This is a genomic window from Shewanella algidipiscicola (assembly GCF_003605125.1).
Lineage (GTDB): Bacteria > Pseudomonadota > Gammaproteobacteria > Enterobacterales > Shewanellaceae > Shewanella > Shewanella algidipiscicola.
The window spans coordinates 172,330-189,855 of sequence record NZ_QPQT01000007.1 but is presented as its reverse complement, the minus strand read 5'-3'; the positions used below and the strand labels follow the sequence as shown (position 1 = coordinate 189,855).

At 45.8% G+C, this 17,526-nt stretch carries 20 protein-coding genes; 7 read left to right on the top strand and 13 right to left on the bottom strand.

All coding sequences use genetic code 11. The features are described from left to right. Positions 1 to 2: 2 nt before the first annotated feature. The 3 genes from DVO77_RS09565 to DVO77_RS09555 are packed head-to-tail and all read left to right on the top strand — an operon-like array spanning position 3 to position 1,611. The gene (locus tag DVO77_RS09565) at positions 3 to 617 is read left to right on the top strand and encodes a LexA family protein (RefSeq protein ID WP_119978168.1); all 615 of its coding nucleotides are present in this window, start codon (positions 3 to 5) and stop codon (positions 615 to 617) included. A 50-nt stretch (positions 618 to 667) separates the two neighbouring features. After that, entirely contained in the window at positions 668 to 877 is a 210-nt protein-coding gene (locus DVO77_RS09560) for a hypothetical protein (RefSeq protein WP_119978167.1), read from the top strand. 56 nt (positions 878 to 933) lie between these two features. Continuing rightward, positions 934 to 1,611, top strand: a complete 678-nt coding sequence (locus DVO77_RS09555; protein ID WP_119978166.1) for a DUF4875 domain-containing protein — start codon at positions 934 to 936, stop codon at positions 1,609 to 1,611. A 644-nt stretch (positions 1,612 to 2,255) separates the two neighbouring features. On the opposite strand, the gene DVO77_RS09540 is transcribed toward DVO77_RS09555, so the two are convergent. Beyond that, positions 2,256 to 3,095, bottom strand: coding sequence for a hypothetical protein (locus DVO77_RS09540; RefSeq protein WP_119978163.1), 840 nt, complete (start codon positions 3,093 to 3,095; stop codon positions 2,256 to 2,258). Between the two features lie 12 nt (positions 3,096 to 3,107). Then, positions 3,108 to 3,275: a hypothetical protein gene (locus tag DVO77_RS19020; RefSeq protein WP_162924174.1), complete on the bottom strand. Its 168-nt coding sequence runs from the start codon at positions 3,273 to 3,275 to the stop codon at positions 3,108 to 3,110. 734 nt (positions 3,276 to 4,009) lie between these two features. Here DVO77_RS19020 and DVO77_RS09530 point away from each other — a divergent pair. After that, positions 4,010 to 4,474: a chemotaxis protein CheX gene (locus DVO77_RS09530; RefSeq protein ID WP_119978161.1), complete on the top strand. Its 465-nt coding sequence runs from the start codon at positions 4,010 to 4,012 to the stop codon at positions 4,472 to 4,474. A 70-nt stretch (positions 4,475 to 4,544) separates the two neighbouring features. Here DVO77_RS09530 and alr read toward each other — a convergent pair whose 3' ends face one another. Together alr and dnaB are read right to left on the bottom strand one after the other, a co-directional pair. After that, positions 4,545 to 5,621: an alanine racemase gene (gene alr, locus DVO77_RS09525; RefSeq protein ID WP_119978160.1), complete on the bottom strand. Its 1,077-nt coding sequence runs from the start codon at positions 5,619 to 5,621 to the stop codon at positions 4,545 to 4,547. Between the two features lie 101 nt (positions 5,622 to 5,722). Then, complete coding sequence (gene dnaB / locus DVO77_RS09520; protein WP_110457153.1) at positions 5,723 to 7,129, bottom strand: replicative DNA helicase; 1,407 nt, start codon at positions 7,127 to 7,129, stop codon at positions 5,723 to 5,725. A gap of 123 nt (positions 7,130 to 7,252) precedes the next feature. Between dnaB and DVO77_RS09515 the strand changes: the two genes are divergently transcribed. Continuing rightward, positions 7,253 to 9,457, top strand: coding sequence for a S46 family peptidase (locus DVO77_RS09515; RefSeq protein ID WP_119978159.1), 2,205 nt, complete (start codon positions 7,253 to 7,255; stop codon positions 9,455 to 9,457). 148 nt (positions 9,458 to 9,605) lie between these two features. On the opposite strand, the gene rplI is transcribed toward DVO77_RS09515, so the two are convergent. From rplI to rpsF, 4 genes are read right to left on the bottom strand one after another with little or no spacing between them, the layout of a single operon-like run. After that, a complete protein-coding gene (gene rplI, locus DVO77_RS09510; RefSeq protein ID WP_119978158.1) occupies positions 9,606 to 10,058 on the bottom strand; it encodes a 50S ribosomal protein L9 in 453 nt (150 codons plus the stop codon). Positions 10,059 to 10,085: 27 nt separating this feature from the next. After that, positions 10,086 to 10,313 carry a 30S ribosomal protein S18 gene (rpsR, locus tag DVO77_RS09505; RefSeq protein WP_011867078.1) on the bottom strand — a complete coding sequence of 76 codons (228 nt, stop codon included), beginning with the start codon at positions 10,311 to 10,313 and terminating at the stop codon, positions 10,086 to 10,088. An 11-nt stretch (positions 10,314 to 10,324) separates the two neighbouring features. After that, on the bottom strand, positions 10,325 to 10,630 hold the full coding sequence (gene priB, locus DVO77_RS09500; protein WP_110457148.1) for a primosomal replication protein N: 306 nt from the start codon (positions 10,628 to 10,630) through the stop codon (positions 10,325 to 10,327). A gap of 8 nt (positions 10,631 to 10,638) precedes the next feature. Further along, the gene (gene rpsF, locus DVO77_RS09495) at positions 10,639 to 11,049 is read right to left on the bottom strand and encodes a 30S ribosomal protein S6 (protein WP_110457147.1); all 411 of its coding nucleotides are present in this window, start codon (positions 11,047 to 11,049) and stop codon (positions 10,639 to 10,641) included. 240 nt (positions 11,050 to 11,289) lie between these two features. On the opposite strand from rpsF, the gene DVO77_RS09490 reads away from it, so the two are divergent. Continuing rightward, entirely contained in the window at positions 11,290 to 12,033 is a 744-nt protein-coding gene (locus tag DVO77_RS09490) for a DUF481 domain-containing protein (RefSeq protein ID WP_110457146.1), read from the top strand. A gap of 245 nt (positions 12,034 to 12,278) precedes the next feature. Here the strand turns inward: DVO77_RS09490 and DVO77_RS09485 are convergent, their stop codons facing one another. Then, positions 12,279 to 13,610 (bottom strand): ammonia-forming cytochrome c nitrite reductase subunit c552, encoded by a 1,332-nt coding sequence (locus DVO77_RS09485; RefSeq protein ID WP_249038148.1) that lies wholly within the window; start codon positions 13,608 to 13,610, stop codon positions 12,279 to 12,281. A 130-nt stretch (positions 13,611 to 13,740) separates the two neighbouring features. Continuing rightward, positions 13,741 to 14,952, bottom strand: a complete 1,212-nt coding sequence (locus DVO77_RS09480) for an NnrS family protein (RefSeq protein WP_119978156.1) — start codon at positions 14,950 to 14,952, stop codon at positions 13,741 to 13,743. A 416-nt stretch (positions 14,953 to 15,368) separates the two neighbouring features. Here DVO77_RS09480 and DVO77_RS09475 point away from each other — a divergent pair, with 416 nt between their 5' ends. Continuing rightward, the gene (locus DVO77_RS09475; protein WP_110457143.1) at positions 15,369 to 15,704 is read left to right on the top strand and encodes a thioredoxin family protein; all 336 of its coding nucleotides are present in this window, start codon (positions 15,369 to 15,371) and stop codon (positions 15,702 to 15,704) included. Between the two features lie 121 nt (positions 15,705 to 15,825). Here DVO77_RS09475 and DVO77_RS09470 read toward each other — a convergent pair whose 3' ends face one another. From DVO77_RS09470 to DVO77_RS09460, 3 genes are all read right to left on the bottom strand, one after another. Continuing rightward, complete coding sequence (locus DVO77_RS09470) at positions 15,826 to 16,323, bottom strand: NifB/NifX family molybdenum-iron cluster-binding protein (RefSeq protein ID WP_110457142.1); 498 nt, start codon at positions 16,321 to 16,323, stop codon at positions 15,826 to 15,828. After that, positions 16,320 to 16,616: a DUF134 domain-containing protein gene (locus DVO77_RS09465; protein ID WP_110457141.1), complete on the bottom strand. Its 297-nt coding sequence runs from the start codon at positions 16,614 to 16,616 to the stop codon at positions 16,320 to 16,322. The genes DVO77_RS09470 and DVO77_RS09465 overlap by 4 nt, the downstream gene beginning before the upstream one ends. 244 nt (positions 16,617 to 16,860) lie before the next feature. Next, positions 16,861 to 17,358 (bottom strand): peptidylprolyl isomerase, encoded by a 498-nt coding sequence (locus DVO77_RS09460; protein WP_119978155.1) that lies wholly within the window; start codon positions 17,356 to 17,358, stop codon positions 16,861 to 16,863. Positions 17,359 to 17,526 lie beyond the last annotated feature (168 nt).

The window sequence follows — 17,526 nt, the reverse complement described above, 5'->3', positions numbered from 1 at the left end:
TTATGGATATTTCAGAAAGAATAAAAAAAAGACGCCTTCAACTTGGCTTAAGTCAACGTCAAGTCGCTGAAAAAGCTTTAACAACTCAAGCTGCATTGCAAAAAATAGAAGCTGGGTTAACTAAAAACCCGAGAAATATTGAGCAGTTAGCAGAAGCCTTACAAACTTCTCCTGAATTTTTAAGGTTTGGTGTCGGTGAGATGGATAACGCGACTGTGGTCGCCAGTGCCGGTAACTATTTACCGCTGATCAGTATGGTGCAAGCAGGGGTATGGACCGAAATACAAGAATTACCCCCCCTCGATGTTGAGCTTTATCCTTGCCCAATCAAATGCAGTCAACACTCGTTTATCGTTAAAGTGGAAGGCGAAAGCATGTTGCCTCGCTTTGAAGAAGGCGATTTGATTTATGTTGACCCCGACGCACAGGTGGAGAACGGCAGCTATGTAGTGGCGCGCCTGGATGATGAAAACCAAGCCACCTTCAAGCAGCTGATCATCGATGGCAATAAAAAATACCTCAAAGCCCTAAACCCCGACTGGCCGAATAAATTTGTCGAAATCAATGGTAACTGCACCATCGTCGGCAAAGTCGTATTTACTGGTAAGGCGCTGTAATGATTTTTAAATAGCGAGTTTTTACAGAAGTAATTAAAGGGAGTTTTTTAATGAGATGGATTTTCGTTTGCTTAACGTTATGTTTATTTACCCCTGCCAGCTTCGCCAACGAAGATGCCAATGAACCCAATGTAAAAAAGAGCAAAAACGATATTTGCCACGACAAATCCAGTCGCTCTTATAAACGCACTAAAAACTATACCCCATACGAAACAATCAAAGAGTGCTTAGCCAGCGGCGGACGCTTACCTAAAAAGTGAATACCCCCAGAGCATATAAGCACCACTTTGATTTAAATATAAAAGGAAATAAACGAATGGATACCGTTCTAGCATTATTATTTTTAGCATCATCAGCTATTTGTGTGATTGGATTACTTAAACCCTCTTGGGCAGGCAAAGCAACTCGCGGACAAGTTTTTAAATTCTATGGTCTTGGCGCCATCGCCTTCTTCTTCCTCTTTGGCGTATTTATGGAGCCTGTTGAGCAAACTTCAACAATAACTAAGCCTGTTGCACATGAGTATCAAATAATCGACAAGAATGACACCAGCTTTTCAGGCAGAAAGCGCCTACGATGGATAATCATATCTCCGTCCGCCCTAACACAAATTGACAGAGCCGAAACTGCAAAAGTCGCCGCCATGGATCTTCAGAAGCAAACTGGTGCTGACTTAGCTCAAATATGGCTCGAGGTTGCACCGTTCACTGCTGGTCAAGGAAATCAGTTGGCAATGGCTACATATATACCTGATGGTTGCGGAAACAGTGGTAATGACTGCGATGGGAAGAAATGGAACGTTAGCGCCTCAGGCGTGCAATTAACCGATGAACAAATGGCTATTTGGAAAGCATGGCGTGAGAATCGTGAACAATTTATGCCTGATGGCTATGTAGATGAGGACCGTCTCAAAGAGTTTCTAGCCACTAAATTTGACACCACGCCAGATAAGATCACACTTCCTTGGATTGAGCGTGACAATATACCCGAATAAGTAAATGGCGGATGTTCGACTTTATATCTCGGTGGGGCACCACTTAATTAACGGTGTCCCATTAATCACAAAACAAATCACTAAGCCCCAACATGTCTCCCCCGATATCATTATTGATATACAAGCCAAACGCACAACAATCAATCTTGAGGCTCCTGAAATCCAAAGTTTGATGAAAAGCGAAAAATACTGAAAGTGAAGCAGATGCCAACAAGTTGAAATCACCTTAGGGCGATGCTCAACAAACCAAACATACAAGTGGTATAGTTAGACATAACTTCTACACTCTAAGGACAAGCCATAAATTACAAGGATGTAATATGCTAAAAACCGACACTATTGAAGTACCTAACCCACGCCATTCTAAAAGCAAGTTTCATTACGTTCAGGCCACTTTCATCTTTCTAGTGTTATCAGTTGGGATAAGTGAAACAAGCTTTTTCTTCAACCCGATAAGCGGCTTTACGTTCTTAGCGCTTGCCTATTTAATCAGATACCTAAACAAACCAATATTCTCACCCAAGGCATGGTTAGCAGTCAAAGCGATGACATACCTGGTACTTGTCTTGTCACTAGGCATCAGCCCTACCTAAACACCGCCCACAAAAAAGGGCTCCTATCTAGAGCCCCATTTAATCTGAATTTCAACTCAAATGCACATCTGTTGGTTTTCCACTATCTATGGGAGAGCTCGGAGGCTCTACCCACGGGATTGAAGACATATGTATTCCATTTCCATCCAGTGGTTTTCCAAAGTTTTTGTACGTATCAATATCAAACCTACCAATATGAACCATTTCAGATACAGGGATAACTTCAATAAAGTCATCTAAACAGACCCCCTCATCACGAGGGTCACCAGCATCATCTAGTTGATTTTCATAATGAACAAAATAGTTCGTTGTAAATTTAACAGTTAACCTATCTTTATCTCTATAGCCACTAAGCATGGGCAAAATAGTAAAGTGCTCAACTTCTCCAGCTTCTATAGGAATCTCATGTACAAGCCCAACATAGACTTTTCTACTTGCCAAAGTGATCAATACTGAACTAACAGTTTCTCCACATTCAAACAGAAACTTTTCAAGAGCAGGACTTTTTACATCATTAATATACTTTCTTGATTTATCATCATCTCTAAAGTAGTTTTCAATCCATGCTATGGCAAAAGCAATAGGTAAAGCGAAAGCTGAGCCTGCCAATAATTTAGCATTTAGATACTCTTGAACTGTCAGTTTTGAGGTGGGGCCGGACAACTTTTCAATAGAGGTATCTATAAGGGCAAGGGCAGCGGAGGGCCAATTGTAATAATCACATACAACCGCAAAAAAAATCCCTACTACACAAAAAAGGATACCGAAAGAGCCACAGCGAAAGTAATACCTGTGGCCATCTTCTCTTCGAGTAATGTATTTCTGGTATTTGGAATTAGATACGTACAAGTAACCAGAGATAAGAATAAAAGCTACGGCAAAAGCTCCCATGAACACTCCATATTAAGCAGTAACAGGGAAACCTTTGAAACGACTAATCTTACTCATAATACGCTTACGACTATTGCGATCTGCCAAATTAAGGCGAAACTCGCCGTTATCATTAAGTTGATAAACTTTGGCACTACTAGATGAGGTGCTACTTTTTTCTTTAGATTTTTTATTATTCATAGATACTCCTCCTTATCGACTGCTTCCTTAAACCCAACCTACCTTTAAGTATAGTGAAAGATCAACACAAATCGATTATCGACGAACGTTATACACGCACAAATCCGTAAATACAAATGCAATTACGTTCAACCACATTTTAGTACTGCACTATTCACTTTTCAACAACATGATAGGTGGGGTCCCATTATTTAAAAACACAACTTGCAGGCCCCCTATTGAGCCCCACGCCAGTCAACAACCAGCATTAAACCATAAAATACGTCCAATCCAGCATGGGCGCAATGCTGAAAGTACGATTGATGACTGATGGCATGATATGTAACGACATAAAAAACGGTATCCCCTAGTTTAGCAAGCCACAGTAAAGGGCATGACTGGGCATTTTACCTCGGCCACTAGAGAATGCACAGGTTTGCGGTCAATTGAGGCATAAAAAGAACCAGCAAACTTGCCTTTAATGTCCTCTAAACATGTCACGACCGCTTCTCCTTGCGACTTTGCCTTACTATCAGCGTCTATTTGACACGTTTACCCAACAGATAAAATACAAATTAATGACAAGCTTGAAATGCCGCCTATAAAAGCGTCAAACAATCGCTTAAGTCCGATAAAGCCCTTGCGAGGTATTGGTGCGCCTATGCTAAGGTGGTCAAACCACCGCGTTATAACGCCCACTTTACCAAGGCGTATAGCCTTGAATTCATCCTTGTTTAAATAAGGCATCGTCCGACATGAATGTTAACTTTATTAACCCCTTTTTAGCCTCGCTACTCAATGTGTTGGAGACCATGGCAAACATGAAACTAACGCCGGGTAAGCCAAATTTAAAGCAAGATAATATCGCTAAGGGAGATGTATCAGGACTTATTGGCATGGTTGGACCGCAGACAAAGGGGTCGTTATCAATCACCTTCGAAGCGCCATTGATACTTGAGATCATGCATAAAATGCTGGGGGAAAAGCCGCAAAATATCAACGAGGAGATCACCGATCTGGTCGGCGAATTAACCAACATGGTGACGGGTGGAGCAAAAAAACTATTAGGGGAAAAGGGCTATAATTTTGAGATGGCCACCCCAGTCGTGGTATCGGGTAAGGCGCATACCATAGCTCATAAATCAGATGGACAAAAAATCGTTATGCCTTTTAGTAGCGAATTCGGCAACGCTTATATCGAAATCTGTTTCGAACGCTAACGCCAACAGACCTTAACGACTGAGGTCGTTAAGGTGCTTAATCGTTATTGAAATAATCGCTAATAAGTCGTTAATCCATGCACACTGCAACGCGCGGGGTCAACTTGGTCACTAACTCGTAGGCAATAGTACCAATATGCTCGGCAACATCCTCAACGGGTAACGCCTTGCCCCACAACATTACTGCATCACCAACTTTATCAGTGGCGTCTATGCCTAAGTCCACCGTGAGCATATCCATTGATACTCTGCCGACAATAGGTACTAAGCGGCCATTGACCCACACTGGGGTACCCTCTGGGGCATTACGCGGATAGCCGTCACCGTAACCAATGGCCACCACGCCTAATTGGGTATCTTGCTTGGCATGCCAATAACTGCCATAGCCGACAGGATCGCCGGCCTTATGATCACGAACTGCAATGAGCTGCGACATCAACTCCATGGCAGGCACTAAACCATGATTACTGCCAAAGTCATTGGCAACGGGTGAGACACCATAAAGGGCAATACCTGGGCGGATCCAATCGGCCTGAGTTTGCTGCCAGTACAATGCTGCGGCAGAGTTAGCTAAGGTGCGAAACCCTGGGAGGCCTTGGGTCATCTCATTAAAACGCTCGGCTTGCTTCGCCGTAGCTGGATTATCAGGCTCATCTGCGCAGGCAAAGTGGGTCATCAAATGGATAGGTTTGGCCACTTGCGGGCACGCCATTAAACGGGCATAAATGGCGTTGAACTGGGCCAGATTAAAGCCCAGCCTGTGCATACCCGAATCAATTTTTAGCCATACGGTAACCGGCTTGGCTAGTGTTTGCTGCTCGAGCATCTCGATTTGAAACTCGTGGTGCACCACGGTATCTATGTCATGGGTGATGAGTAGATCCAGATCACTTTGACGAAAAAAACCTTCTAACAATAGCAATTTAGCCGTAACACCACCGGCCCTGAGTTCGAGCGCCTCTTGTAATCTTGCCAAGCCAAAACCGTCGGCGGTGGATAGACAATTAGCGACATTCAATAAACCATGACCATAGCCATTAGCTTTAACCACGGCCATGACCTTACTGTGGGGAGCGAGCTCGCGTAATCGGCGTAAATTCGATTTCAGCGCCGCGGCACTGATCTCTGCACGGGGAAAGGGTTTCAAACAATAACCTTATTTTAGAAGCAAGTAACCTATAACAACATAGCGCAAATTAACGGCTTGCGGGGCAAGATAAATCATCTTTCATCCTGCCCCGCTCGCTATTAATCTTCTTCGAATTGAGGACCCGCATAGTTATCAAAGCGCGAATATTGGCCTTGGAACACCAAACGCACCCGGCCGATGGGGCCGTTACGTTGCTTACCAATAATGATCTCTGCGGTGCCTTTATCTTGTGAGTCGTCGTTATACACTTCATCACGATAAATAAACATGATCAAATCCGCATCTTGCTCAATAGAACCCGATTCACGCAAATCCGAGTTTACAGGGCGTTTATCGGCGCGTTGCTCCAACGAGCGGTTAAGCTGTGACAGGGCGATCACCGGGATCTCCAACTCTTTGGCCAACGCTTTAAGCGAGCGAGAGATCTCGGCGATCTCCAGCGTTCGGTTGTCTGACAAAGCAGGGACTTGCATCAATTGCAGGTAATCGATCATGATCATCGACAAGCCGCCATGTTCTCTGGCAATCCGCCGCGCGCGGCTACGCACCTCGGTTGGCGTTAACCCCGAGCCATCGTCGATATACATCTTGCCCTGCTCGAGCATAATGCCCATGGTCGACGACACCCGAGCCCAATCGTCATCATCAAGCTGACCGGTACGGATCTTGGTTTGGTCGACACGTCCAAGCGACGCCAACATACGCATCATGATCTGTTCTGAAGGCATCTCGAGACTAAAAATCAATACCGGTTTGCCTTCATTCAATGCCGCCTGCTCACACAGGTTCATCGCAAATGTGGTCTTACCCATAGAGGGACGCGCCGCCACGATAATCAAGTCACCCGATTGGAAACCGGCGGTCATCTTATCTAAGTCGCCAAAGCCACTCGACACCCCGGTGACACCGTTATGCGGGTTGTTGTATAGGGCTTCAATTTTATCGACCGTTTTTTCCAAAATGGTCTTAATGCCTTCAGGCCCCTCATTGGCATTGGTGCGTTGCTCGGCGATTTTAAAGACTTTACTCTCGGCTAAATCCAGCAGCTCGCCCGAGTTTCGTCCTTCGGGGTTAAAGCCTGCATCGGCGATCTCGTTGGCGACTTTAATCATTTCGCGCACCACCGCGCGCTCACGCACAATGGAGGCGTAAGATAAAATATTACCTGCACTTGGGGTATTTTTAGCAATTTCACCTAAGTAGGCAAAACCACCGGCATCTTCAAGGCTATCTTCAAGTTCGAGCTGCTCTGATACGGTGATCAAATCTATCGGTTGGCCGGCAGCCACCAAAGACTCCATCGCCATAAAGATCATCCGGTGAGAACGGGAATAGAAATCTTCTTTTACCACGGCCTCAGCCACTTTATCCCACGCATCGGAGTCCAACATCAAGCCACCCAGCACAGATTGCTCGGCCTCAATCGAATGTGGCGGCATCTTTAATGCGTCGAGTTGTAAATCTCTGGGCTTTTTCTTAGCCTGAAAACTACCTTGCTGTGCCATTTACTCTCCAAATTTCCAACAATTAGGCAAAATATGATATAAAACTGGGGTCAAGCAAACCCATAACTGGCAGCCTACGCCAGTTAATCCAACAAACACATCTATAATAATTAAGGAATAAACATGCGCAAAGCATTGGTTGCAGCCTTAATGCTGTCATCGGGCATCACCATCGCCGATGAAGGGCAGTGGCAACCTTATCAGATGCCGTCAATCGCCGATAAACTTAGCGAACGCGGTATCCACATTGCAGCAGAGCAACTCGCCGATCTGACCCAATATCCAATGAATGCTGTCGTTGGCCTCGGGTATTGTACCGCCAGTTTCGTATCCCCCCAAGGGTTAGTTGTGACTAATCACCACTGTGCTTATCAGGCTATCCAATACAACAGTAAAAAAGAACATAACTACATCGAAACCGGCTTCTTAGCCAAAAAAATGAGCGATGAACCCTCGGCAGGTCCTAACGAGCGCCTGTATATTACCGAGGCGGTCACCGATGTCAGTGCCGAGGTCAAAACGGGCTTGAGTGATGACCCGCTAAAACGCTTTGAAACCATCCAAGCAAATCGTAAGGCCTTAATTAAGCAGTGTGAGAGCGATGAAAACTATCGCTGCTCGGTACGCAGTTTTCATAATGGCTTAGAATACTACCTTATCAAGCAGTTAATCATTCGTGATGTGCGTCTGGTCTATGCCCCGCCAGAGAGCGTGGGCGCCTTTGGTGGTGATATCGATAACTACGAATACCCGCGCCATTCGGGCGATTTTACCTTCTTGCGCGCTTATGTAGGCAAAGATGGTAAGCCTGCGGCATATTCAGCTGACAACGTGCCCTTTACCCCTAAAAGCTACCTTAAGATTAACCGCGATGGCGTCAAAGCCGGTGATGGCGTATTTGCGGCAGGCTATCCGGGCTCGACCAGCCGTTACCGCCTCACCAGCGAACTTAAATTTGCCAGTGACTGGCTCTACCCTACCCTCGCATCGCGCTATCAACTACGTATCAATACACTCGAAGCCATGGGAGAACATGATACGGATGTAGCCATCAAATATGCAGGCACGCTATTGTCTATGGCTAACCGCATGAAAAAGTACAACGGTCTACTCGATGGCTTCAAGGCTACCGATATTGCGGGCATCAAACAGTCACGTGAAGATGACTTTAGCCACTGGCTAGCAAACAATAGTGAGTATCAGCACTACCAAGCCAAATTTGACCAACTCGAAGCCTTATTGATTGAGCAACGTGCAGCGCAGCAACGGCGCTACTTCTTCGACAACGCTCAGTCTAGTGCCTTGTTGTCTGCGGCTAATCAGCTTTACCGCTTAGCCAAAGAGCAAACCAAGCCCGATGCAGAGCGTGAAGAGGGTTATCAAACCCGTGACATGAAGATGTTTAAAGCGCGTCTTAAACGTATCGACTCACGTTTTGCCGTTTCCGTTGATAAGACGTTATGGCTGCAGGATCTTAACGCGTATCTGGCGCAAGCACATAGAGTCGCGGCATTAGATGAGATGCTCAATCTTAACAACAGCGACATTATTCTAGCCGACACACTAGATAAGCTATATTCATCAACATCACTCACAGACCCGGCTAAACGTTTAGCCTGGATGAATGCCGATGTTAATGCCTTTGAAACCAGTCGCGATCCCTTTATTCGCTTAGCCGTTGCCTTGTACGACACCAATATGACACAAGAGCAAGCGCAAAAGACCTTGGCCGGTAAACTGTCTCAAGCCCGCCCCGACTATATGCAAGCGGTCATCGCCTACTACAAGGCGAATGATTGGCCTGTGTATCCCGATGCCAACGGAACCTTACGCATCACCTATGGTATGGTTGATGGTTATCAATCCAGAGATGCCCTCTATAAACAGCCCTTTACTCGCTTAGAAGGGCTTGCGGCTAAACACACTGGTGTGGCGCCGTTTAATGCGCCGCAAAAGGTATTGGATGCCATTACAGCGAAACGCTATGGCAGCCACCAAGTGGAGTCGGTTTATCAAGACCCTGCCTCTTGGTTATGCCGCCTCTTCTCTTGCCTAGACAAGCCAGAAAGCTTCGGCTCGGTGCCCGTTAACTTTCTGTCCAGTGTCGATACCACGGGAGGTAACTCAGGCTCACCGGTCTTTAACGGCAAAGGTGAACTGATAGGGCTTAATTTTGACTCGACCTATGAGGCGATCACGAAAGATTGGTTCTTTAACCCAACCATTACACGTGCAGTGCACGTCGACTTTAGATATATCTTGTGGATGATGGATGAGGTGGACCATGCCGATAATCTACTTGATGAGCTAACACTCGTCAGTAATTAACCGCCTAGGCCATATCAAAACCACCTACGGGTGGTTTTTTATAGCCTAGGCTAAATAGCCGCTTGCTAACCGTTAATTTTAGGCATAAAAAAACACCGCCCTAATCACGTTAGTGCGGTGCTCTCTTTAAAGCGATTAAGCTAAGTTATTAAGCTTCTGCAACAACAGAAAATTTAACTACAGCTTTCACTTCAGTGTGAACTTGAACATCAATTTCGTATTCACCAGTAGTGCGGATAGCACCTAGTGGAAGACGAACTTCGCTCTTAGCAAGTTCAACACCAGCAGCAGTTACTGCATCAGCGATATCACGGTTACCAATTGAACCGAATAGCTTACCTTCGTCACCCGCTTTAGAAGCGATAACAACAGGCTCAAGTGCATTGATTTTCTCAGCGCGCTCGTTTGCAGCAGCTAGTTCAGCAGCTAACTTAGCTTCTAATTCAGCACGACGTGCTTCAAAAACTTCAGTATTAGCAGCGTTAGCAACAACAGCTTTACCTTTTGGTAAAAGGTAGTTACGTGCGTAACCCGCTTTTACAGAAACTTGGTCACCCAAGTTGCCTAGGTTAGCGATTTTATCAAGTAAAATAACGTTCATTGTATATTCCTCTAAATTAATGCGGTATTACTGATGTAAATCAGTGTACGGCAGTAGAGAAAGATAACGAGCACGCTTGATGGCGCGAGCTAGTTGACGTTGATATTTAGCGTTTGTACCAGTGATACGGCTAGGAACAATTTTACCACTTTCAGTGATGTAGTTCTTTAGAGTAGCGATATCTTTGTAATCGATCTCTGTAACGCCTTCTGCAGTGAAACGGCAGAACTTGCGACGACGGAAATAACGTGCCATGTGACAGTCTCCTAAGTTTTCAATTCGACATTTTCAGCGTGTAATACCAAACGGTTTTGGCCATTTCGCCCTTGTTGCAGAGCAATAAAACCTTGAACCTCGATATCCACCCCGGATTTCAGTTTGTCTGTAACGCTTTCAAAGCGTTCGCCGCTCAATATGACTTGTATCTGACAGTATACGTTTCTGAGCATTTCAGCTTCATAACACTGCGATTTGTGTTCCAACATAATCACACAATGCGCGATACCTGCTGGGCTTTTAAAGCTTCTAGAACGGGTTATGGTTCCAGACAACACCAAGTTATTGGTGGACACAGAAAAACTTACTCTGCTGTGTTTTCAGCGGCTTCTTCAGATTCATCAGCTGCATCAGCAACTGGACGATCTTCGCTAGAACGACGTGAATCACGCTCGTCTTTTGCTTTAGCCATTGGAGAAGCTTCAGTGATGGCACCTTTAGTGCGCATAACCATGCTACGAAGAACAGCGTCGTTGAAACGGAAAGCTGTTTCTAGCTCTTCAACCGATTCTGCAGTCGCTTCTACGTTCATAAGAACATAGTGAGCTTTATGCAATTCGATGATTGGGTAAGCCAGTTGACGACGGCCCCAATCTTCTAAACGATGGATTTGACCGCCAGCTTGGGTAAGAATACCCGTGTAACGTTCGATCATACCTGGCACTTGTTCACTCTGATCAGGGTGAACTAAAAATACGATTTCATAATGACGCATTTTTTTGCTCCTTACGGTTATCTAGCCTCGTTGTTGGCTCAGTCAAACCAAATAGAGGCAAGGAACTAATTAAAGTGACTGAATTAAGCCGCGGAATATTACCCGCACACCCGACAAAATTCAAGCAATATCTTAAGCCGATGGACTTTACCGACAGGGCATTGAAACGGTATGATACTGGGCTGTCGTTTTGACGAGCGTCTAATCTGGGCTCACTTAAACAAAATAAGAACAATAATAATGATAAGAGCAACTCTTTTATTCGTCACACTCACTCTTTCTTACAGCGCCTGGGCGCTTGTTCCACCCGACTACCAAGAGCCACCCAGTGATTTTTCCGCTGAAATCGAAGCAGGTTTACAAATCAACACAGGTAACACCGACTCCAGCAGTTTTAATGGCCGAACAAAATTAGTTTACGATACAACCGCATACCGTCAAGAAGGGGTGATTAAAGCCTATTACGCCGCCGATGCGGAAAAAACCACCTCGGAAAAGTACGATCTGCAGTTACAATCCAGTTATAAATTTTACAGCGGCTATGTGTTCGCTCGCGGCGACTTTATTAAAGACCGCTTCGGTAGTTATACCCGCAGCTCTACCGTTTCAACTGGCTATGGTTTTGATGCGATCAGCGACAATAACACCCGCCTTAGTTTAGAGGTTGGCCCTGGTTATCGTTATAATTTACCAGCAGTCACCGATGACATTCCCGACCCCGCCGCCGATCGTGATATCATTTTACGTACCGCAGCCAAATTTGAGCAGCGCATCCATGAGTACACTAGTTTTAATGCCGACCTGACCGCCGAAGCAGGCAAAGAAAACAATACCTTAACTCTAGATTTAAGTTATAAAAATACCCTATTCCAAGATTGGGCATTTAAAATAGGTATGAACGTTAAGTACACCGAAGTGGTGCCCGAAGGCTCGAAACAAACCGATACGGTCACCACCTTCAACCTACTCTATACCTTTCAATAATCGCCATATTAAGCCGTATATCGGTAAGGATAACGTTGACCTTGCCGTCACCTTATCAACCTAATTACGGTCATAAAAAGGCGCAATCATTATCACGATTGCGCCCTTATCGGTATTCCCCCTTGGCAAGCTCCCCCCATCTTTAATGGCTATAAACTTGAATGACTATACATAAGTCACCATAGTTAATCGCTTCAGATGGGTGATTGTCCATAGCCATAATTAATGCCAATAACGCACTCAGATTAATCGATTGAGTAACCATGATGGCTCACTGCTGGCCAGTGCTCATCAATCTCTTGTTTAATAAACGCCTGTTTCTCTTCGGTCAACTTATCTAAATCTATGCCTACAGCCTGCTGAGCAGTCTGTTTCGTCGATATATCAGGATAGTTGACTTGGGTAACGGCTAGCTCTTTCAACACTGCAGCCAAATGGCGGCGTGCCTCATTAGCCTGAACAATCGCCTTATCGAGCAACTCGTTGCCCTCTTCAGGGTTATGGGCATATATGCCGTGTGACGACATGGCAAAGTCCCAGCGCCATTGTGAATGTCGAATAGCCATGATGGCATCATTCATCATGGCCCAGTTTGCCCCCGCTTCCCATGCAGCACCAGCTTCATAATGCGCCTTCACCAACAAACCTTCTACCTCACGAGCCTTGGCATCTATTTGCGTCTTAGCCTGTTGCAAGCTGTCCACTAACGCTGATTTATTACCATGACAGTCTTGACACACTTGCTCATAATTGGCTAATGCGTCACTCACTTGATGATTCGTGAACTCCTGCCCCGTAGCGTCCTTTGCCGGTGGCATATGGCAGCTAATACAGGTGACCCCAACCTCAGCATGTTGGCTGCGGCTCCAATGCTCAAATTCAGGATGGCGCGCTTTTAAAATAGGGGTTTTCGATACTGGGTGGATCCACTCATAAAAACGACGCGCATCATAATACTTCTCGATAAGGTCAGCTGTGCTACCAAATATCCACGGAATATTGACTTTATTACTGCGCTCTGGTTGGAAATAGTAGGTCACATGACATTGGCCACACACTTGAGCCCCTTGCATATTGCTGTCCTGTTTATCAAAGGGCAGGTGCACCTTAGCCATGGCATCTTGAGCGTGGGGACGTGGTAAGCTTAATTCGGCAGAGCCGTTAACATGGCAATCAGTACAATACACCACGCTGTTCATTTCGGTGCCGAGATCGGTAAAGTTTTGCGCCGAAAAACCTTCAACTCCCAGCTTATCGATTAATCTTGGCACATCCGGTGATTTGCAGGTCCAGCAACTCGCCGATAGGCCTTTTTCCCCAGCAGCTGGCGCCACGCCAGTACGTAGGGTATGGCTCACATCCGCCACCGCAAAATGATGACCACGAGGGCTGTGATATTCTTTGGCATATGCAGAGCCGGCCCATAAAACAATAGCAGCGGGGTAGCTGGCCAACATATCGGTTCGCTCCTCCTGCTCTGATGTCGCCGCCCAACTCATATATTGATTAGGAAACTTAGCCTGCATCGCTTTAGGGCTGGCCGACTCTGTCTGGGCGTAGCCATAGCTTATCCACATAACACTACCCAATAGCGTTAATAACAACCCTTTGTTTCGCCCTAGGGTGGAGCTAAATAAACCCTTATTAAACAACATTATAAATCATCCTTCTTTAACTACGTTTAATACAAATATTGAGCAGCGCCTCCTACCCGGGGCGCCCATCGATCCTAGGCTGGGTGAGGATCGGCACATAAAACCACACAAACAGCCCGAAGGAGACAGTCCAACACCCCGCCGCCAACCACAGCCAAGTCTGCGCATATTGCGGCCACAACAGTGGCAGGACCGCACGCAGCAACGCCGCCATGATTAGCCCTACAAAGGCGAGAGTCATATTGGGCCCCTGATAAATATTGCGACTAGTGTGACCCAACGACACCCGAGAGATCATCGACAAACAGATGCCAGCGAGTGTACCTATGGCAAACAGGTGTAATAGTTGACGATAAGCATTCTCATCATCGATGTTCCACGCCAGAGCGGCCAAGGTAATTGGCAAGAATAAGTAAGCGCTGTGCAGCGACCATAATAAAGATTCACCCAAGGTTTTATGGGGATACCAACGGGACCAGCGCACCAAATGCAGCAAGGCGGCAACGACCAGCAAACCTTGCTCGATATTAGCTGGTAAGACCTTAACCATCGCTTGCAGCACAAGTGCCAACATCAACAGGATAAGGCAGCGGTCTAAGATCACGATAGGATTAGGCTTAGGCAGCTTAATTCGCATAGCCGTAAAGAAGGGAATAACACGCCCACCCACTATGGTGATCAACAGCCCCAGCCACCATAGCATCGCCTGCCAAATCTGCTGACTTAAGCTGAAGTTACGCTCACTGAGCGCATAGTAACTGAGTAAATTAATCACTAAAGCAAGCAATAACATGATAGGGAAGCCGATGTTATGCCACTGCTTCACTTTATATATACAGCGCCATAAGGTCATCGCCGTGATGGCTAAAAACAGTGAATCAAATAACGCGGGGAGCCATAGCGGCAGCGCCATAGGCAGTAACAACAATAACCGCGCCATCAGCCAACACGCGAATGTCAACGCTAGTGGGCGTCCTTTTAAGCTAGGTTGGTTGGTCCACGTTTGCACCGATGTCAGCAAGAAACCACAGACAATGGCCAACGCGAAACCAAATAGCATCTCATGGGGATGCCACCATAATGGCACCACCTTAAGCCAAAATTGACTAGGGAATAGACTAAATTGCGGTAAAAACCAGGCCACCAACCATAAGGGAATGTACAAGGTGGCGATCACGGCTCCTCCTAGGAAAAACGGCCGAAAACCTAAACGCCATATTGCGGCTGTTTGCTCTGTTTCACGCGGATCATCGATATTCAACATGACTTTTCCAATTTAACATCTAACATAATTGACTGATTCAAGGTCACTTAGCCTAATAACATCTGCCCATGAATAACGGCGCATAAGCGGAACGACTGAGTGATAAACTTACTCACGTGACTCTGACTCCATGATTAACGCTATAAATGCTGACTAATTCACATCAAACTCACCTGTGTGTATGGCGATAACGACAACCAAAACAAACATTATAAATACAACTTATAATTTCAGTGTAACCACAGCAGACGCAAGCGACAACCGATAAACTTTCCTAAATAGAGAAGTGTGATCTACCTAGGGCAATTACGCTAAGATATGCGATAAAAATACCGCTTTATAGGTAGTTAGCTTCAGGTGATTACCCCAGCGATACTGGCTTATATCGCCTTTTTGAATACATAAGGTCAATCAAGATGTCCGCTCCAATTGAGATCCACTCTGCCGCAGAACTTAAGCTGTTATTGCAACAAAATAACGCCGTGCTATTACTGTTTGGCGCTCCCCATTGCGGGGTTTGTCAGAGCATTAAACCGCGAATAGGTGACATGCTACGTGATGAGTTTAACCAAATGAAATGGGCTTATATCGACTGCCAGAGACACCCGGCTATTGCCGCTGCGTATCATGTGTTTAGCCTGCCAGTGGTAGAGCTCTATTTTTATGGGCAAGCTTTTGGCCGCTTTGCTAAGGTGTTTTCGATAAGGGATGTTAACGAGGCGATAGCTCGCCCCTATCAGATGTTGGACTAGATTAAATGGATGCAGGGTTCACCCAGTATGAAATAGTCTAATAACAAACTAAAGCTGGACAGATAGTGAGTTAATGCAGCTTTATGCGCTGCATTAACTGCCAATAGACAATAACAAAGAGTTACTTGCCTGCGGGTCGTAACCTTGAATAACTTGCCACAAGGTTACTCATTGGCTCAACTCGAGCCAATAATGGCGCGGCTTGATCAGGCTTGCTCTGCCCGCAACCGCAAGCACCGCTGCTGGCGCAGCAACCGCCTTTCTTGGCATGATGAAGTGAGGCCCGTCCTTGGGATGCATCAACCATACGTCGATTGACATCCAAGCTATTGGTAAGCAGGGTCTCAATACTGTCACAGCTATCGCCTTTGCTCACACTGATCCCCGCATCTAACAACTTACCCAGCATACGTTCGCCAATATGTTGTACGATAACGATAGCGGTTTTTTGCGCGCCGATCAGATTTAACAGGGCTTTTTTAGCGCTACATCCGCCAGCCAATGCGGGGTTCTCTACAGTTGTGATTAGCTGATGATATTGGTTAAAAAAACCAATCAACGGCGCTTTAGTAAAATGGGTGGCAAGCCGGCCTCGGCTCATCGGCAATGCAATAATCATAATGGTTCCCTATCTATCGGTTGAGGAAGTAACAAAGCATGGCCTTGAGTTATGGCCGTAGCGACTTTTTTACGCGCACTGGCTAATAAGTTACCAAAGGTTTGTCTCGACACCCCCATTAAGGCGGCGGCATCGAGTTGACTCAACTTTTGCACATCACCTAAATTTAACGCTTCAAATTCATCGGCCTCGAGCTGTATTTTCGTCAGCTCAACCGCGGGCATACCATTAGGCTTAAACATGCTGCAAGGTACGCAAGATGACAGACGGCGACATTTTTTGGGTCTAGGCATAAAACAACCTCATTAATTATCTATCTTATGCCTACAACACCCCATCTTACCCACTAGATTTACAAACAATATCAACCATGTATGAGTAAAAATGATGCCAATCTCAAGGAATGAAATAAGTGATGTTAGCCGGCAAGTTATTGGCGTGCGCCAATAACTATTACCTTAAAGGAGTCGTAAACAGAAAACTGTGCCCCACCTCACAGCTTGATTGCATTACCGTCAATCTAGCTCAGACACCGCCTTATGGATTCATAATGGTGACCCTTTCAATCACTATGGGCTTGACTGGAACATCATCATACTCGCCTTGCGACTGGGTCTTTTGCTGGGCAATTTGATTGACCACATTCATGCCCGCGTTTACGCGACCAAACACCGCATATCCCCAACCGACATTGGTCGTAGCGACATGATCCAAAAAGGTATTATCGGCAAGATTAATAAAAAACTCGGCAGTGGCTGAATGCGGCGCATCGGTACGCGCCATGGCAATGGTGCCTTTAACATTACTAAGACCACGATTGGCTTCATTAACGATAGCCGCCCGCGTTGATTTCTCCTGCATATCGACGCTAAAACCGCCACCCTGGATCATAAAACCTTTGATCACTCGATGAAAAATGGTTCCCTCAAAAAATCCCTCTTGGCAATATTTGAGAAAGTTTTTACTGCTGATCGGCGCGCGCTGCATATCGAGTTCAATCTCAATATCGCCCAAATTGGTGGTCAAAATAATCATTAAAACGTCTCCTTTGACATTAGGTATCAGCGAGTATAACCCAGCCCCCTGATAGCGAGAACGACTCCCCAAAAAACCGGTAACCCACTGGACTAAATAGTCCGAGAAGGTTTGTATTTGGTCGTAATTGGCGCTTAAATGATCCTTACTGGCAATAACTTCAGGTGC

What these genes read in the sequence shown, in the direction of transcription:
- DVO77_RS09565 (WP_119978168.1), top strand. Translation starts at nt 3, where the DNA reads ATGGATATTTCAGAAAGAATAAAAAAAAGACGCCTTCAACTTGGCTTA.
- DVO77_RS09560 (WP_119978167.1), top strand. Translation starts at nt 668, where the DNA reads ATGAGATGGATTTTCGTTTGCTTAACGTTATGTTTATTTACCCCTGCC.
- DVO77_RS09555 (WP_119978166.1), top strand. Translation starts at nt 934, where the DNA reads ATGGATACCGTTCTAGCATTATTATTTTTAGCATCATCAGCTATTTGT.
- DVO77_RS09540 (WP_119978163.1), bottom strand. Translation starts at nt 3,095, where the DNA reads ATGGGAGCTTTTGCCGTAGCTTTTATTCTTATCTCTGGTTACTTGTAC.
- DVO77_RS19020 (WP_162924174.1), bottom strand. Translation starts at nt 3,275, where the DNA reads ATGAATAATAAAAAATCTAAAGAAAAAAGTAGCACCTCATCTAGTAGT.
- DVO77_RS09530 (WP_119978161.1), top strand. Translation starts at nt 4,010, where the DNA reads ATGAATGTTAACTTTATTAACCCCTTTTTAGCCTCGCTACTCAATGTG.
- dnaB (WP_110457153.1), bottom strand. Translation starts at nt 7,129, where the DNA reads ATGGCACAGCAAGGTAGTTTTCAGGCTAAGAAAAAGCCCAGAGATTTA.
- DVO77_RS09515 (WP_119978159.1), top strand. Translation starts at nt 7,253, where the DNA reads ATGCGCAAAGCATTGGTTGCAGCCTTAATGCTGTCATCGGGCATCACC.
- rplI (WP_119978158.1), bottom strand. Translation starts at nt 10,058, where the DNA reads ATGAACGTTATTTTACTTGATAAAATCGCTAACCTAGGCAACTTGGGT.
- rpsR (WP_011867078.1), bottom strand. Translation starts at nt 10,313, where the DNA reads ATGGCACGTTATTTCCGTCGTCGCAAGTTCTGCCGTTTCACTGCAGAA.
- rpsF (WP_110457147.1), bottom strand. Translation starts at nt 11,049, where the DNA reads ATGCGTCATTATGAAATCGTATTTTTAGTTCACCCTGATCAGAGTGAA.
- DVO77_RS09490 (WP_110457146.1), top strand. Translation starts at nt 11,290, where the DNA reads ATGATAAGAGCAACTCTTTTATTCGTCACACTCACTCTTTCTTACAGC.
- DVO77_RS09485 (WP_249038148.1), bottom strand. Translation starts at nt 13,610, where the DNA reads ATGTGGATAAGCTATGGCTACGCCCAGACAGAGTCGGCCAGCCCTAAA.
- DVO77_RS09480 (WP_119978156.1), bottom strand. Translation starts at nt 14,952, where the DNA reads ATGTTGAATATCGATGATCCGCGTGAAACAGAGCAAACAGCCGCAATA.
- DVO77_RS09475 (WP_110457143.1), top strand. Translation starts at nt 15,369, where the DNA reads ATGTCCGCTCCAATTGAGATCCACTCTGCCGCAGAACTTAAGCTGTTA.
- DVO77_RS09470 (WP_110457142.1), bottom strand. Translation starts at nt 16,323, where the DNA reads ATGATTATTGCATTGCCGATGAGCCGAGGCCGGCTTGCCACCCATTTT.
- DVO77_RS09465 (WP_110457141.1), bottom strand. Translation starts at nt 16,616, where the DNA reads ATGCCTAGACCCAAAAAATGTCGCCGTCTGTCATCTTGCGTACCTTGC.
- DVO77_RS09460 (WP_119978155.1), bottom strand. Translation starts at nt 17,358, where the DNA reads ATGATTATTTTGACCACCAATTTGGGCGATATTGAGATTGAACTCGAT.